The sequence below is a fragment of the Pseudarthrobacter sp. W1I19 genome, assembly GCF_030817835.1.
Taxonomy (GTDB): domain Bacteria; phylum Actinomycetota; class Actinomycetes; order Actinomycetales; family Micrococcaceae; genus Arthrobacter.
The window spans coordinates 1607466-1623292 of record NZ_JAUSZR010000001.1 but is presented as its reverse complement, the minus strand read 5'-3'; the positions used below and the strand labels follow the sequence as shown (position 1 = coordinate 1623292).

General features: G+C 65.4%; 12 protein-coding genes and 2 tRNA genes. 1 reads left to right on the top strand and 13 read right to left on the bottom strand.

Going from position 1 to position 15827, the window contains the following annotated elements:
- Positions 1-218: 218 nt before the first annotated feature.
- The 6 genes from QF038_RS07550 to QF038_RS07525 all read right to left on the bottom strand — a co-directional run bounded on the left by QF038_RS07550 (position 219) and on the right by QF038_RS07525 (position 4587).
- Positions 219-294, bottom strand: a tRNA-Glu gene (locus QF038_RS07550).
- 138 nt (positions 295-432) lie between these two features.
- Positions 433-504, bottom strand: a tRNA-Gln gene (locus QF038_RS07545).
- A gap of 159 nt (positions 505-663) precedes the next feature.
- On the bottom strand, positions 664-1401 hold the full coding sequence (locus QF038_RS07540; protein ID WP_307609579.1) for an HAD family hydrolase: 738 nt from the start codon (positions 1399-1401) through the stop codon (positions 664-666).
- Positions 1401-2915 carry a glutamate--tRNA ligase gene (gene gltX, locus QF038_RS07535; protein WP_307609578.1) on the bottom strand — a complete coding sequence of 505 codons (1515 nt, stop codon included), beginning with the start codon at positions 2913-2915 and terminating at the stop codon, positions 1401-1403. The genes QF038_RS07540 and gltX overlap by 1 nt, the downstream gene beginning before the upstream one ends.
- 48 nt (positions 2916-2963) lie before the next feature.
- A complete protein-coding gene (locus QF038_RS07530) occupies positions 2964-3740 on the bottom strand; it encodes a fumarylacetoacetate hydrolase family protein (RefSeq protein ID WP_307609577.1) in 777 nt (258 codons plus the stop codon).
- Between the two features lie 43 nt (positions 3741-3783).
- Complete coding sequence (locus QF038_RS07525; protein WP_307609576.1) at positions 3784-4587, bottom strand: MBL fold metallo-hydrolase; 804 nt, start codon at positions 4585-4587, stop codon at positions 3784-3786.
- Positions 4588-4675: 88 nt separating this feature from the next.
- Here QF038_RS07525 and QF038_RS07520 point away from each other — a divergent pair, with 88 nt between their 5' ends.
- Positions 4676-5284 carry a hypothetical protein gene (locus tag QF038_RS07520; RefSeq protein ID WP_307609575.1) on the top strand — a complete coding sequence of 203 codons (609 nt, stop codon included), beginning with the start codon at positions 4676-4678 and terminating at the stop codon, positions 5282-5284.
- 105 nt (positions 5285-5389) lie between these two features.
- Here the strand turns inward: QF038_RS07520 and QF038_RS07515 are convergent, their stop codons facing one another.
- The 7 genes from QF038_RS07515 to ilvC form a co-directional block, all read right to left on the bottom strand.
- Positions 5390-6502: a branched-chain amino acid aminotransferase gene (locus QF038_RS07515; RefSeq protein WP_307609574.1), complete on the bottom strand. Its 1113-nt coding sequence runs from the start codon at positions 6500-6502 to the stop codon at positions 5390-5392.
- Positions 6503-6605: 103 nt separating this feature from the next.
- Complete coding sequence (locus QF038_RS07510) at positions 6606-7658, bottom strand: 3-isopropylmalate dehydrogenase (RefSeq protein WP_307609573.1); 1053 nt, start codon at positions 7656-7658, stop codon at positions 6606-6608.
- Between the two features lie 76 nt (positions 7659-7734).
- Complete coding sequence (gene metG, locus QF038_RS07505) at positions 7735-9294, bottom strand: methionine--tRNA ligase (protein WP_307609572.1); 1560 nt, start codon at positions 9292-9294, stop codon at positions 7735-7737.
- A 33-nt stretch (positions 9295-9327) separates the two neighbouring features.
- Positions 9328-10083 carry an ABC transporter ATP-binding protein gene (locus QF038_RS07500; RefSeq protein ID WP_091415831.1) on the bottom strand — a complete coding sequence of 252 codons (756 nt, stop codon included), beginning with the start codon at positions 10081-10083 and terminating at the stop codon, positions 9328-9330.
- Complete coding sequence (locus tag QF038_RS07495) at positions 10080-12878, bottom strand: ABC transporter permease (RefSeq protein ID WP_307609571.1); 2799 nt, start codon at positions 12876-12878, stop codon at positions 10080-10082. Before QF038_RS07495 ends, QF038_RS07500 begins: the two co-directional genes overlap by 4 nt.
- Before the next feature lie 210 nt (positions 12879-13088).
- Positions 13089-14678 carry a phosphoglycerate dehydrogenase gene (gene serA, locus QF038_RS07490; RefSeq protein WP_307609570.1) on the bottom strand — a complete coding sequence of 530 codons (1590 nt, stop codon included), beginning with the start codon at positions 14676-14678 and terminating at the stop codon, positions 13089-13091.
- A gap of 121 nt (positions 14679-14799) precedes the next feature.
- Complete coding sequence (gene ilvC, locus QF038_RS07485) at positions 14800-15825, bottom strand: ketol-acid reductoisomerase (RefSeq protein WP_091415822.1); 1026 nt, start codon at positions 15823-15825, stop codon at positions 14800-14802.
- Positions 15826-15827 lie beyond the last annotated feature (2 nt).

Sequence of the window (15827 nt, the reverse complement as noted above, 5' to 3'; positions counted from 1 at the left end):
CCCTTTTAGCTGCAGGACGTGATGGAGGGATGTGGGGCCGCTAACCGGGCATGTGCGAAAGGCAACAAGACGTGATGGAGCGTCACCCGTTTAGCTGCAGGACGTGATGGGGCGTTCTCGGGTTTGGGCCAGGGCGATGAGTTCCATGAAGGAGGGCCCACACCGAATTTCGAGTGAAACGCGAAACGGCCCCGGGCATCTGCCCGGGACCGTTTCATTGGTGACCCCAGCGGGATTCGAACCCGCGTTACCGCCGTGAGAGGGCGGCGTACTAGGCCGCTATACGATGGGGCCGTGTACTTTACCGTACTTCTGACCGGCGTTTCCGCTGGTCAAGCTCAGTGATTCTTTCATACACTTCGCTGTGGTTTCAAATCGGCGGACCGGCTGAAACCGTCTGTTCTCCTGCCCGTTAGCGGGCTCTGAACAGAGCTGGGATACCAGGACTCGAACCTAGAATGACGGTACCAGAAACCGTAGTGTTGCCAATTACACCATATCCCAATGATACTTTCGGGCCGGATTCAGGGCTTTTGCCCTGCTCCGTGCCCCTCAGCACGAGAAATTACTTTACCCGACACTTCCGGCTCGCACAAATCGGCTCCTCCCCCGGCCAGTGGAGCGTGCGGGCCGCCGGTCCCGGCGGCCCGCACACGCCACTCGTTAGGCGATCAGCTCCTGCAGCGAAGACACTGAGTTGCCGTTGAATCCGGGGGCCTGCTCCCCCGCCCGGTTGAGCCAGACGCCAAGGAGGCCGGCCGCCGTCGAGCCTTCCGCGTCGAGCAGGCGGTTGTCGCCGACATACAGCGTGTGGGCAGGGTCCGTGCCCAGCAGCCGGACTCCTTCGAGGTAAATCGCCGGATCAGGTTTAGCCACTCCCAGGGTGTCTGTTCCCACGAGGCGGCGGACGCGTTCAAGTCCTGCCCCGTCAAGCTTTGCCCGCTGGTAATCATGGACGTTGTTGCTGACGGCACCATAGGGAATGCCTGCCCGGTCCAGCCTGTCCAGCAGCGGCATCACGTCCGGAAAAGGCTTCACATAGGCCGGCTGCTTCTCCATGTACGCGTTCAGCCACTGGTGCGATTGCTCGCCTTCGCCCAACTCAACCCCAAAATGACCCAGTGCAGCGCGGCCACGGAGCAGACGCTGCTCATTGAACGTCAGCTCGCCCGCCAGGTACCGGTCGTAATAGTGCGTGGTCTCGTGCGTGAAAATCCGCCCGAACCGCTCCCATCCCGCCTGGTTGAGGCCGGGCAGGAGGTGTTCGCTGACCTCCCGCAGGGCGGTGGTCATCGAATATTCGAGGTCAACCAGGGTGTCGTCGATATCGAACAGCACCCCGCGGACTGCGCCGAAGGGCGTGACCAGGACGGCACCCTCTGCCTGGCTGGGAGCAGTCATCAGCCGCGGAATGTCTTGAGCCGGCGGAGGGAGGACTCCTTGCCGAGGATCACCATGGACTCGAACAGCGGAGGCGAGATGCGCCGGCCGGAAACTGCGGTCCGCACGGGCCCGAAAGCCAGCCGGGGCTTGAGGCCCAGGTCCTCGACCAGAGCTTGCTTCAGGGCAGCCTGGATGTTGTCCGGCGTCCAGTCCTCCACCGGTTCGAGGACAGCGATAGCAGCGTCCAGGACCTCGGTCAGGTTCTCCGGCAGTCCCTTCAGCGCATCAGCGGCGACGTCGATGGCGTCATCTGCCTTGAAGAGGAAGGCCAGCATTTCGGGCGCCTCCCCCAGCAGCGTGATGCGCTCCTGGATCAGCGGCGCGGCCTCGGTCAGGATTTGCTCTTCTCGGTCGGTCAGGATCTCGCCCACGAGATCCGCGGCGCGCAGGTACGGCGCCAGCCGCTCCCGGAAAACCTCCGGTGCCAGCATCCGGACGTGCGTTCCGTTGATGGCTTCGGCCTTCTTGAGGTCGAAGCGTGCCGGGTTGCCGAGCACATCGTGGATGTCGAAATGCTCCACCAGCTGTTCAACGGTGAATATGTCCTCGTCAGCGCTTAGCGACCAGCCCAGCAGGGAAAGGTAGTTCAGCAGGCCCTCGGGGATGAAGCCGCGCTCCCGGTGCAGGAACAGGCTGGATTCGGGATCACGCTTGGAAAGCTTCTTGTTGCCCTGCCCCATCACGTAGGGCAGGTGGCCGAACTCCGGCATGTACTGTGCCACGCCCACGGCGTAGAGGGCGCGGTAAAGGGCGATCTGCCGGGGCGTGGAGCTGAGCAGGTCTTCGCCGCGGAGCACGTGGGTGATACCCATAAGGGCGTCATCCACGGGGTTGACCAGGGTGTACAGCGGCGCTCCATTGGCGCGGACCACCGCGAAGTCCGGCACCGATCCGGCGCGGAAGGTGATGTCGCCGCGCACCAGGTCGGTGAAGGTGATGTCCTCGTCCGGCATCCGGAGGCGCAGCACGGCCTCGCGGCCTTCGGCCTTGTACTGGGCGAGCTGCTCGTCCGTCAGGTGGCGGTCAAAGCCGTCGTAGCCGAGCTTCGGATCGCGGCCTGCGGCGCGATGGCGGGCCTCGATCTCCTCCGGGGTGGAATAGGACTCGTAAATGAATCCGCCCTCGAGCAGCTTGGCGATCACGTCCTGGTAGATGCCGCTGCGCTGCGACTGCCGGTAGGGCTCATGCGGGCCGCCCACCTCCACGCCCTCATCCCAGTCGATCCCCAGCCACTTCAGCGCATCCAGCAGCTGGTGGTAGCTTTCCTCGCTGTCACGGGCTGCATCGGTGTCCTCGATCCGGAACACCATGGTGCCCTTGGTGTGGCGGGCGTAGGCCCAGTTGAAGAGGGCGGTACGGATCAGCCCCACGTGCGGGGTGCCGGTGGGCGAAGGGCAGAAGCGCACCCGTACGGGCGTCTCCGCGGTGACGGGCGGGATGGAGGCAGCATTCGACGCAGAAGCAGTAGTCATAGTGGCTTCAACTTTACCGTCTGCCGCCAGCCGCCACCGCGGCAGGGGTCAGCGGCGGACGATGGGGTTGGACAGGCGGCCGATGCCCTCGATCTCCACCTCAATGCGGTCGCCGGCGCTGACCAGGCCAACCCCGGCCGGTGTTCCGGTCATGATGACGTCGCCGGGCAGGAGGGTGAACGCCTGGGAGACCACGGACACGAGTTCCCGCACCCCCCTGATCATCTGGCTGGTGCTGCCGTCCTGCCGCAGCTCACCGTTGAGCCGGGCCTGGATCTGCACGTCCTCGGGATCAAGTTCCGTCTCGATCCACGGTCCCAGCGGCGCGGAGGTGTCAAAGCCTTTGGCGCGGGTCCACTGGAGGTCGCTTTTCTGGACATCCCGTGCAGTGAGGTCGTTGCCGCACGTGTAGCCGAAGATGACGTCGTCAACGCGCTCTTCAGGCACGTCCTTGCAGATCCGGCCGATGACCACGCACAGTTCCGCCTCAAAGGAGACTTCCTCCGAGAACTCAGGGAGCACTACAGGATCATTCGGGCCCACGACGGCGGTGTTGGGCTTCAGGAAGAGGAGCGGCTGGGCGGGAACTTCGTTGCCGAGTTCGTGCGCGTGCTCCACGAAGTTGCGGCCTACGCCCACTACCTTGCTGCGGGGAATGATGGGCGCCAGCAGCCGCACGTCTTCCAGCTTGTGGCGGACCGAAGTGCGCTCCACCCCGTTGAAGAAGGGATCTCCATGGATAACAGTGATGACTTCGCTGCCTGCCTCACCTTCGACGACGCCGTAAAGGGGATCAGAATCAACGACAAACCTGGCAATACGCATGGCTCCTACCCTACCGTCTCGCCCGATCCCAGCCGGGCCGGCACTACGGCCGCGCCGCTTCGCCGCGCAGGTAGTCAAGCTGCGCCGCAACTGAGGTCTCGGCGGCACGCCGGACGGAACGGTCGACGTCGGAATAGACCGCATCCGTCACGTCACCAACGGCTGCGTCCCGGCCCAGCCCGTCAAGGACGGCGCGGATCTGCGCCAGCCGTTCGAGCCGGTGGCTGCGGTAGGCCCGGGCGATGTCCACAAGGGACGGCAGCACTGGACCGTGGGCGGGAAGGACAACCGCGGGCCCCAACTCCTCCAGCCTGTCCAGCGAGGCGAGGTAGTCAGCGAGGGTGCCGTCAGGGTAGTCAAGCACGGTGGTGCCGCGGCCAAGGATGGTATCCCCGGAGAACACTGAACCATGCGGGCCGTCACCGGGAAGGTGGAAGCACACGGAATCGGAGGTGTGCCCCGGAGTTGCCACAACCCTGACCTCGAGCCCGCCTGCCGAGATTACCTCGCCGCCCTTCAGCACCGTGCCGCTTCCGTGGCAGTGGGCGGGATCTGCGGCACGGACAGGAGCCCCGGTGAGCTGGTGCAGCCGGGCCGAACCGGCGGTGTGGTCGGCATGGCGGTGGGTGATGAGGATGAGTTCCACGGTCCCCGCCGCGGCAAGGGCCTGCAGGTGCGCCTCGTCCAGGGGACCCGGGTCCACCACCACGGCACCGGCGGATCCGGGAGCCCGCAGGATGTAGGAGTTGGTTCCCTCCAGGCTCATGGGCCCGGGGTTGGGGGCCAGGATGAACTGCGTCAGGGCCGAGCTGCGCTGAAGGACGGGGCCGGAAGCTGAAGTCACCATCCCATCTTTGCAGTCCGGCGGAATAAGCGGGACCCTGAGTCGGGTTGTGGCTACAGATCGTCACTTCCCTACCGAAAGCACCGCCATCATGACCACATCACCAACACCCGCCTTGTCAGAGCTCCTCGCCGGTGCTGCCGCGGCCGGAAACGACCACGCAGGAACCGAGAAGAGCACGGGCCTCCGGCACATCCACAACCACGCCACCGGCGCCGTGGTCTGGTTCCCCACCTGGCAGGCATTCCGCCGTACAGAAGACTGGGCGGAGGCGGTGGCCGAACAGGAAGCCGTGCTGGCCAAGGCAACCGAAGAGGGGACGTCAGTTGCAGCCGCAGCCGCCGAACATCTGGAGCAGCAGCTCGAGATCCTGCTCGAGAGGGCTGCAGTATCCGCCGACCCGAACGCGTTTGTGGAAGCCAACCTGGTGCCCCACCTGACCGAAACGTGGGCGGTAGCGGATGCAGTGGCCCGGACCTCCGGCGAACAGCTTCCTGACGGAACTCCGCCGGCCGGGCTTGCCTCGTATCCCTATGAGCTGTACACCCAGGACGGCGGAGTTTTCGCCAGCACCCTGTGGAACGACCTCCTTGACGCCCGGCGCCGGCGGGCGCTGGAGGAGGAAGCTGCCAGGAAGGCCCTGAAGCCCGTTTCCCGCAAGGCACTGAAGAATGCCGCACGGAAGGCTGCCCGGCGCTGATCTTCCCCGCGCTGGTCCTCCGCACTGCAAAGAATGACGACGGCGCCTGCCGGGCTCATCCCCGGCAGGCGCCGTCGTAATTTTTACAGTCAGGAAAAAGCGGGACTATGCGAGCCGGGTGAGCCAGCCGTGGGTATCGGGGACCGCGCCGGTCTGGATGCCGAGCAGCTGTTCGCGGATGGCCATGGTGGTCTCCCCTGCCTTGGCATCTTCTGAGCCGATGAACTCGGTGGCGTCCTTCAACACACCGATGGGCGTGATGACTGCCGCCGTGCCACAGGCGAAGACTTCCGCGATATCGCCGGAAGCAACGCCGTCGCGCCACTCATCGAGGGTGATCTTCCGCTCGGTGACTTCGCGGCCCATGTCCTTGGCCACCTGGATGACGGACATCCGGGTGACGCCTTCCAGGATGGTGCCGGTCAGCGCGGGCGTGACCAGCGAGCCGTCCTTCATCACGAAGAAGACGTTCATGCCGCCCAGTTCTTCGACGGCGTCGTCGTTGAAGTGGTCCAGGAAGAGGACCTGCTTGCAGCCGTTGGCTTCAGCTTCCTGCTGGGCGATGAGCGAGGCCGCGTAGTTGCCGCCGCACTTGGCATCGCCGGTTCCGCCGCGGCCGGCGCGGGCGTACTCACGCGAGATCCAGATGGAAACGGGCTTCAGTTCCCCGCCGAAGTAGTTGCCGGCCGGGGAAGCAATCACGCGGAAGGAGACCTCTCGGGCCGCTCGGACCCCCAGGAACGCTTCGGTGGCGATCATAAACGGCCGCAGGTACAGGGCTTCGCCGTCGCCGCTGGGCACCCATTCCTTGTCGGCTGCGACCAGTTCCCGGATGGCGCCCAGGAAGTACTCCGCGGGCAGTTCGGGCAGGGCAAGCCTGCGGGCGGACTTGTTCAGGCGGGCGGCGTTGGCCTCGGGCCGGAAGGTCCAGATGGATCCGTCGGCGTGACGGTAGGCCTTGAGCCCCTCGAAGATCTCCTGGCCATAGTGGAAAACAGCGGCGGAGGGATCGAGGACGATCGGCCCGTACGCTTCAATCCGGGCGTTGTGCCAGCCGCCATTGCCGTTCTCGTCAACGCTGTAGTCGACGATGGCGGTGTGGTCGGTGAAGTAGTTGCCGAATCCCGGGTTCTCCAGGATGGCTGCACGCTCTTCAGCAGACTTCGGGGTGGCCGAGAGTTGCTGGCTAAATTCGACGCCGTGGGCAGTCTGAGTCATGGTTCCTCCACGATCGGCCGCCTTGGCTTCAGCGTTGAACGGCAAGGCGGCATTTGGTGATTCGAGACAAGCTTACGCCCGTTGCCGGCTGGCCCTGGCGCGGCTAGAGGCCTGCGGCGATGGCGTCGCCCACAGCGCTGGTGCTGCGGGCACCGCCGTCGCGCTTTTCGACGTCGGCAACTACTGCTGCTTCGATCCGGCGGGCCGCCGCGGTGTAGCCGAGGTGGTCCAGCAGGAGTGCTGCGGACAGGATGGCGGCGGTGGGGTCGGCCTTGCCCTGGCCGGCAATGTCCGGTGCCGAACCATGTACCGGCTCGAACATGGACGGCGCGGTGCGGTCCATGTTGATGTTTCCGGAAGCTGCCAGGCCGATGCCGCCGGTGATGGCTGCGGCGAGGTCGGTAAGGATGTCGCCGAAGAGGTTGTCGGTCACGATCACGTCAAAGCGGGAAGGGTCGGTGACCATGAAGATGGTGGCAGCGTCCACGTGCAGGTAGTCGTGGGTGACCTCCGGGAACTCCTGGGCCACGGCTTCGACCGTGCGCTTCCAGAGGTGTCCCGCGTAGACCAGGACGTTGTGCTTGTGGACGAGGGTCACGTGCTTGCGTTCGCGGGCGCTGGCGCGGCGGAAGGCGTCCCGGACCACGCGCTCCACGCCGTGGGCGGTGTTCAACGAGACTTCGGTGGCCACCTCGTGGGGCGTACCGGCGCGCAGCGTGCCGCCGTTGCCGACGTAGGGGCCTTCGGTGCCTTCGCGCACCACGATGAAGTCGATGGTGCCGGGGTTGGCCAGCGGGCTCCCCACCGTTCCGTAAAGCCGCGAAGGCCGCAGGTTGACGTAGTGGTCCAGGCTGAAGCGGAGCTTGAGCAGCATCTCGCGCTCGATGATGCCCGAGGGGATGCGGGTATCGCCGGGGGCCGCCCCGACGGCGCCGAACAGGATGGCGTCCCGGGTGCGGAGGTCAGCCAGGACGTGGTCCGGGAGGGTTTCCCCGGTGGCCAACCAGTGCTCCGCGCCGAGCTTGTAGTGGGTCTGCTTGAGCTCTACGCCCTCCGCGGCCACAGCCTTTTCCAGCACCTTAAGTGCCTCTGCAATGACTTCAGGGCCAATGCCGTCGCCGGGGATAACTGCAAGATCGATGGAGGATGCGCTCATACTTTCAGGGTAGCCAAGTCATCCAGATGCTGGTCAAGCTGTCTCATTATCCGAACACGGCCGTTGTCACAGCCGTTCAGGATTCAGCCGGCTCCTCGTACTTCGGGAACACCGGGGCCGGTGCCGGCAGTGCCGTTCCGGCCGCAATGGGCGTATCGATGGCGGAGAACTGGCGGGCCTCCCCTTCGGCCTGGCCCAGGGTGTCCAGAAGTGCAGCAGTTGCCGTGGGCATCACCGGCTGGGCCAGGATGGCCACGATGCGCAGGACTTCCAGGGTGACGTAGAGGACCGTATTCATGCGTTCGACGTCGGTCTTCCGCAGCACCCAGGGGGCCTGCTCGGCGAAGTAGGCGTTGGTGTCACCCAGCACAGCCCAGATTGCTTCGAGGGCGCGGCTGAATTCCTGCTTGTCAAACGCGGCCCGTGCAGCGTCGAGGAGGCCGCGGGCCTGGGCGAGGATTGCGTTGTCTTCGGCGGTGAACGCGCCGGGAACGGGTACCTTGGCACCGCAGTTCTTCGCCACCATGGACAGTGAACGCTGTGCCAGGTTCCCGAAGTTGTTGGCGAGGTCGGCGTTCATCCGTCCAACGATCGCCTCATGGTTGTAGCTTCCGTCGGCTCCGAACGGCACTTCACGCAGGAAGAAGAACCGCACCTGGTCAAGGCCGTACTGTGCCACGAAGTCGGCGGGGGCCACCACGTTGCCCAGCGACTTGGACATCTTCACGCCGTTGTTGTGCAGGAACCCGTGGATCATCACGCGTTTGGGCAGTTCCAGCCCCGCGCTCATCAGGAAAGCGGGCCAATAGATGGCGTGGAAGCGGGAGATGTCCTTACCGATGACATGGACGTCGGCGGGCCAGAACTTCCGGAACTTGTCCGAGTCGACGTCGGGGTAGCCCACACCGGTGAGGTAGTTGGTGAGGGCGTCCACCCAGACGTACATGACGTGCTTGTCGTTGCCCGGGACCGGGACGCCCCAGTCGAACGTGGTGCGGCTGATGGACAGGTCCTCCAGGCCGCGCTTGACGAAGCTGATGACCTCGTTGAAGCGGTACTGCGGGGCGCCGAACTCCGGCTGCGCCTCGTAGAGCGCAAGGAGCTTGTCCTGGTAGGCCGACAGCCGGAAGAAGTAGCTCTCCTCGGCCGTCCAGGTCACCTCGGTGTCCGTCTCCTTGGAGTAGCGAACGCCGTCGTCCTTGACCACGGTGTCATCCTCGCCGTAGAACGCCTCGTCCCGGACGGAATACCAGCCCTCGTACTTGGACAGGTAGATGTCCCCGTTGGCCTCCATCTTTTTCCAGATGGCCTGCGAGGCAGCGTAGTGGTCCTGGTCCGTGGTCCGGATGAAGCGGTCGTAAGTGATGCCCAGGGCGGAATGCGCGGCCTTGTAGACCTCGGCGTTCCGGTCCACCAGCTCCTTGGGCGTGATGCCTTCCTTCTCAGCCGTCTGGGCGATCTTCATCCCGTGCTCGTCGGTGCCGGTCAGGAACATCACGTCATAGCCGTCCAGCCGCTTGAAGCGAGCCATGGCGTCGGTGGCTATGTACTCGTAGGCGTGACCGATGTGGGGCACGCCGTTGGGGTAGGTGATGGCCGTGGTGATGTAGAACGGCGTTTTCTCTGAAGCAGTCACGGGAGGACGTTACCTTCGGTGCGGAGGGACAGGCTAGATCAGTTCAGTCAGGGTATCGCTGAGCCGGACGAGTTCGTGGTCGTGCGAGGCAACGAGCACCGCGATGCCGTCGGACGTGGTGTCCTTCAGGATGCTGATGATGCGGTTGGCGGAGGCGCGGTCAAGGCTCGCCGTGGGTTCGTCCACCACCAGGACCCGGGTGCCCAGGATCAGTGCGCGGGCGATGGCCACTCGCTGGCGTTCGCCGCCGGAGAGCTGGGCGGGGCGGTGCCGCATGCGCCGGCCCAGGCCCACCAGGTCCAGCAGGTCCTTGGCCATGTCCCGGCGCTGGTCCACTTCGCCGTCGGGAACAGCCGGCAGCAGCACGTTCTCCAGGGCGCTCATGCCATCGATCAGCGCACCGCCCTGGTCCACGTAGCCGATGAGGGCGCGACGGCGGTCGGCGATTTCGTCGTCGCCCATGCTTTCCAGGGAGTCGCCTTCCCAGAAGACACGGCCCGACGTCGGCAGGGTCAGGCCCGCGCTGACGGTCAGGATGCTGGTCTTGCCGGAGCCGCTTCGGCCGGCGACGCAGTGCATCTCCCCCGCGTGCAGCGTCAGGTCGAAGCCTTCCACCACACTGACGGCTTCGGCACCGCCCTTGCCGCCACCGTAGCGAATGGTGATATCGCTCAGTTCCAGCGGCGTCCCGTGGTCAGCGGCCTTGACGATGGTGTTGGCGCGCGTCTGCAGGGGGACGTCGCCGGAGCCGGACCGGCGGCTCCGCTGGACATTCGTCTGGTTTGTCATTGGACCACTTTCGTTGCAATCGGTATCCAGCAAAGTACAGCCACAAGCCCGGCCACGCCTGCCCACAGGGCGGCGTAGGGGGCCAGCAGCAGGCCGATGCCCAGGGCGCCCAGCACGCCCAGCGGCAGGGCCACGGTTCCCACCAGCGCATTCTCGAACAACCGGACCTGGCGGAGCATGTCCGGGTTCCAGCCCATTGCTTCGAGGATGCCAAGGTACTGGCGTTTGGCATTGAGTTCAAAGCGTCCGGTGACGAGGGTGAGCACCAGTCCCACCACCACGCCGGAGAGCGCCAGGAGGATGCTCGGCAAGGCCACACTGGCGGCCGCGAGGCCGCTCAGTGCGCTGGCGCCGGCCGCGCGGGGAATGTCGATCAGCAGCGCGATCAGCCCGCCCACGGCGGCGCCGAAGACGCCCACCGCAACAGCCAGGGACAAGGTATTGAACTTGTTGGTGCCCAACTGCCGGTTCGCAAAGGTCAGCGGCGAGTCCACCGGGATGAGCCTTTCGTCGTGCTGCGGCTCCTGGTCAATAACGTCGCGGTGGCGCAGTTGCTGTGCAGCGAAGAAGGCCGCGGCAGCGTAGAGGACCAGGACGGAAACGGACACCAGTGCAGTGGCGACGCTCCAGCTGACGAGGCTCAGGACGAGGCCCGCCACGGCCAGCAGGACCGCACCCACGCCGAATTCCTCGAGCACCCAGCTGCGGATCCGGCGCTGGGTCCAGCCCATCGCGCGGAGGGTCCCGGCTTCGGACCGGCGTTTGCGGATGTAGCTGACGGTGGAGGCGCCGGTCAGGAGTGCAGCTCCGCACAGCGTGAGGAAGAGCAGCGTGACGTTGGTTCCGGAGAGGGACCCCGTCACGGCCTCGGCCGCGTTCTGCCGGACCCAGGACTGCTGGACCGTGCCCAGGGCAGATTCCTTGCCGGCGTCGTCCTTGGAGTAGCCGGGAACGAAGATGCTGGCATCTTCACGGGCGGAGCCGGCCACGATGGTGGCTTCCAGTCCCATACTGCGGATCTCGGCGGCCAGCTTTTCCACCTCCGGCTGGGCCTCCTTCCAGCTTCCGGGAGCATCTGCGCGGACACGGACGGCATCGATGACCGAGGCGTTTTGCGTGTAGCCGCGGGCAGCCGCGAGTCCGTAGTAGTCGGTGATGGCGCCCGCGGACTGGCTGGCAAGGCCGGTTGCGCTCAGGGAAGGCTTCAGCTCCGCGGCCGAAACGTCCTTGCCCTCGGGATCCTTGACCAGGCTGAACGGAGTGGGGTCATAGCCGCCCAGCGGAAGCCTGTTGACGTCACCGGCCGCCTTCGACACAGCAGAGGGGTCGAAGGTTCCGTACACCATGGCCAGCGGAGCTGCGACCTTCTTCCCGCCGGTCTCGAGGTTCTCGCGGTAGGACCGCTCGTCCACGGGTTCGCGTTGGGTCTGGTCCACGGGGGCGCCATTGGCGCTCTTTTCGGGGAGCCGGTTTACGGTGACCCACTCGCCCGGGACCGCGGCCTTGTCCACTGCACCGTTGGAGGCAGTTTTGCCGTCGGTGTACTTAGGGGCCGCAGCAAAGTCCGTGCTCCATTCAGCGGGCGTGTAAAGCCCCTGGTTGAAGTTGCCCGTGGCGCCCAGAAGGGACGTGTGGTCTGTGGAGCCGGGCCAGGAGAGGACGAACGGGTCCTTCGAAACAAACGGAAGGTAGTCCTGGCCCAGGGACCTGGAAACTGTTCCGACGTCCTTGACCACCTTGCCGGCGTCGTCGATTTCCTCGATCTTGACGTTGTACTTCAGGTCCAGGGACGTGCCCGAGCGAACCACCAGGGGTATGGCCTGGGACTCGGCGGTGAGCTGGCCGGTGCGCTTGGCCTGCTGGTACTGGGTCATCAGCGGTGCCCAGTATTTGAGCTTCACACCCAGGAAGTCGGGTCCTTCCTTGAGCTGGTCCAGGCCGATGCCGTTGGTGAAGAGGCCTTCCAGGTAGCGGCCCACGGCGCCGGCGTTCCGGGCGTCGCCGGGAGGGGCCTTTTCCAGCGGGGCAAGGAAGTCCCCGGCGGATCCCAGCAGGGCGCGTTCGGCGGCAGGATCGACGGCGACCACGGACTCGGTCACTTCCGGGGCCAGGGGCAGCGACACTGAGAGGTTAAAGAGGTTGTGCTCGGAACCGCCGGCGGGCGACGGGAACTTGATGCCCGTTTCACCGGATGGGGCGGCAATGCGGATGCTGCTGCCCCCCGCGGCCTGCTCCTCGACGAGTTTGGCCTTGCCCAGGGTGCCTTCCGCGGTGGACTTGAACAGGGTCTGCTCTGATATTCCGTCGGAGCTCACGGCGCTGGCCGTCAGGCGGTACTTCTTCGCCTGGTCGCTCAACACGGACTCTGCCGCGGGCCACTGGGCCGGGGCGGTGGCGCCTGCGGCCTGGTCCGCCGTCGCGGTTCCCGCCAGCCCGGCGTTGTAGCCGAGGTAGTCCATGGCGTCCAGCCGCGGGGCTTCAAGGTTCTGCGTCACGCGGGACACCAGGCTGATGGGCGCTGCCACCGAGGTGCCGGACATCTTCCTGATGGCTTCCAGCTGCTCGAAGGTGATGCCGCCGGTGCCGTTGGCGATCTCCGGCTGCAGCATTGCACCGGAGGGCGCCTTGGCCTGCACCAGGACGTCGTAGAGTCCCCGTGAATTTTCGTCCACGGTCCGGCTGAGCGCCGCCTGCGACTGGCTTTGGACGATGACCGACAAGCACATGGCTGCGATCAAGATGGCCGCGGTCAACAGCAGCACCCTGCTTCTGATGAACCTCTGGACGGCGTTCATTGAACTCCCTGAAACCTGGATTGCGTGCGCACATTCGAGTCCGCGCGCGGCGGACGTGGGCGATTACGGACGGATGTGCAAAAGGTATTGGCCGGCCTGCCGGCATGGTCCCCAGTAAGGACCCAGCCATTGTAAGCAGACCGGCCAATCATACGTGGCCCGCCCGGACGCGCCGAGCGGAGGCCGACGCTTCGGCGTTTCCCCCTGGGCTTAGTCCTCCAGGTCCACTTCCCGGACCATCTCGGCGCCGATGCCGGCCTTGATGGCATCCAGGACCTGCTGGGGCACGGAGCTGTCGATGGTCAGCAGCGCGAGCACCTGGCCGCCCTGGTCGTGGCGCGCCACCTGCATGCCGGCGATGTTGATGTTGTTCATGCCCAGGATGTGGCCGATAGTGCCGATCACGCCGGGACGGTCGGTGTAGGCGACCACCACAAGGTGCTCGCTGATGGGAATTTCAACTTCGAAACCGTTGATGCCCACCAGCTTTTCGATCTGCTTGGGACCGGTCAGGGTACCGGCCACGGAGATCTGGCTGCCGTCGCTGAGTGCCCCGCGCAGCGTCAGGACGTTCCGGTAGGACTCCGTCTCCGGGGTGGTGATCAGGCGGACGTTGATGCCGCGCTGCTCGGCGATGACCGGGGCGTTGACGTAGGAGACCTGTTCGGTGACGACGTCGGCGAAGATGCCCTTCAGTGCCGCCAGCTCCAGGACCTTGACGTCCAGGGAGGAGATCTCGCCGGCCACCTCGACGTCGAACTGCGTCAGGGAGTCGTGGGTAAGGGCGGTGAAGATCCGGCCCAGCTTCTCGATCAGCGGGATGCCCGGGCGGACGTCCGGGGCGATGATGCCGCCGGCGACGTTGACGGCGTCGGGAACCAGCTCGCCTGCGAGGGCGAGGCGGACGGACTTGGCCACTGAGACGCCGGCCTTTTCCTGGGCTTCGTCGGTGGACGCACCGAGGTGGGGGGTGACCACCACGTTGTCCAGCTTGAAGAACGGCAGGTCGGTGCTGGGCTCCTTGGCGAAGACGTCCACGCCGGCACCGGCGATCTCACCGTCCTGCAGGGCGGTGAAGAGTGCTTCCTCGTCCACCAGGCCGCCGCGGGCAACGTTCACCACGTAGGCGGTGTTCTTCATCTTCTTGAACGCATCTGCGCCGAGCATGCCCACGGTTTCAGGGGTCTTGGGCATGTGGATGGTGATGAAGTCGGACTGCGCCAGGAGCTCGTCCAGGGTAACCAGTTGCACGCCGAGCTGCGCTGCCCGGGCGGAGGTGATGTAGGGATCGTACGCAAGGATCTTGGTGTCGAAGCCCTTCAGGCGGGCTGCCACCAGGGCGCCGATGCGGCCGAGGCCGATGATGCCGATCTTCTTTTCGAACAGTTCGATGCCGGTGTACTTGGAGCGCTTCCACTCGCCGTCCTTGAGGGCTGCGCTGGCCTGCGGAATGTGGCGGGCCAGGCTGAGGATGTGGCCCACGGTGAGCTCGGCGGCGGAGACGATGTTGGAGGTGGGGGCGTTGACCACCATGACGCCGGCCTGGGTGGCGGCCTTGATGTCCACGTTGTCCAGGCCCACGCCGGCGCGGGCGATGACCTTCAGGTTCTTCGCCGCGGTGATTGCCTCGGCGTCCACCTGGGTGGCGGAACGGACCAGGATCGCGTCAACGTCACCGATGGCAGAAAGCAGCTGGGAGCGGTCAGCGCCGTCGGTCTGGCGGATTTCGAAGTCCGGGCCGAGGGCCTCAATGGTGGCGGGGGAAAGTTCTTCGGCGAGCAGTACTACGGGTTTTGACACGGCTGATCCTCTGCGTTGCAGTCCTGGGGATGGAACAAGTCTAGGCCGACGGAAAGGCCGGGCTCACATTGTTAAGTGTGAACCCGGCCTCACGTCGCCCATTTAGTAGGTCAGGAACCCTTTAGCGGGCCGCAGAACCTTCAACGTAGTCCACGTCCTGCTGCTGCCAGGAGAACAGGGAGCGCAGCTCGCGGCCGACAGCCTCGATGGGGTGCTGCTCGGCCTTGGCACGCAGTTCCTTGAACTCCACGCCGCCGTTGTCCTGGTCTTCGATGAAGCGCTTGGCGAAGGCACCGGACTGGATGTCGGCGAGGACAGCCTGCATGTTTTCCTTCACCGCGGGGGTGATGACGCGCGGGCCGGAGACGTAGTCGCCGTACTCGGCGGTGTCGGAAACGCTCCAGCGCTGCTTGGCGATGCCGCCTTCCCACATGAGGTCAACGATGAGCTTGAGCTCGTGGAGCACCTCGAAGTAGGCGATCTGCGGCTGGTAGCCGGCTTCGGTCAGGGTTTCGAAGCCGTACTGGACCAGCTGCGACACGCCGCCGCAGAGGACAGCCTGCTCGCCGAAGAGGTCGGTTTCGGTCTCTTCGGTGAAGGTGGTCTTGATGACGCCGGCGCGGGTGCCGCCGATGGCCTTGGCGTAGGACTTGGCCAGTTCCCAGGCGGCGCCGGAAGCGTCCTGCTCGACGGCGATGATGTCCGGGATGCCGCGGCCCGCTTCGAACTCGCGGCGGACCGTGTGGCCCGGTGCCTTCGGGGCAACGAGGATGACGTCAACGCCCTCCGGTGCCTGGATGTAGCCGAAGCGGATGTTGAAGCCGTGGGCGAAAGCAAGGGCCTTGCCCGGCTTCAGCTTGTCCTTGATGGAGTCGTTGTAGATTGAGCGCTGGTGCTGGTCCGGTGCCAGGATCATGATGACGTCTGCCCATTCGGCGGCGTCGGCAACGTTCTTGACGGTGAAGCCGGCGTCCTCGGCCTTGGCGGCTGACTTGGAGCCGTCCTTCAGCGCGATAACAACCTCGACGCCGGAATCGCGCAGGTTCAGTGCGTGGGCGTGGCCCTGGGAGCCGTAGCCCACAATGGCAACCTTGCGGCCCTGGATGATCGACAGGTCGGCGTCGTCGTCGTAAAACATTTCAGTCACTT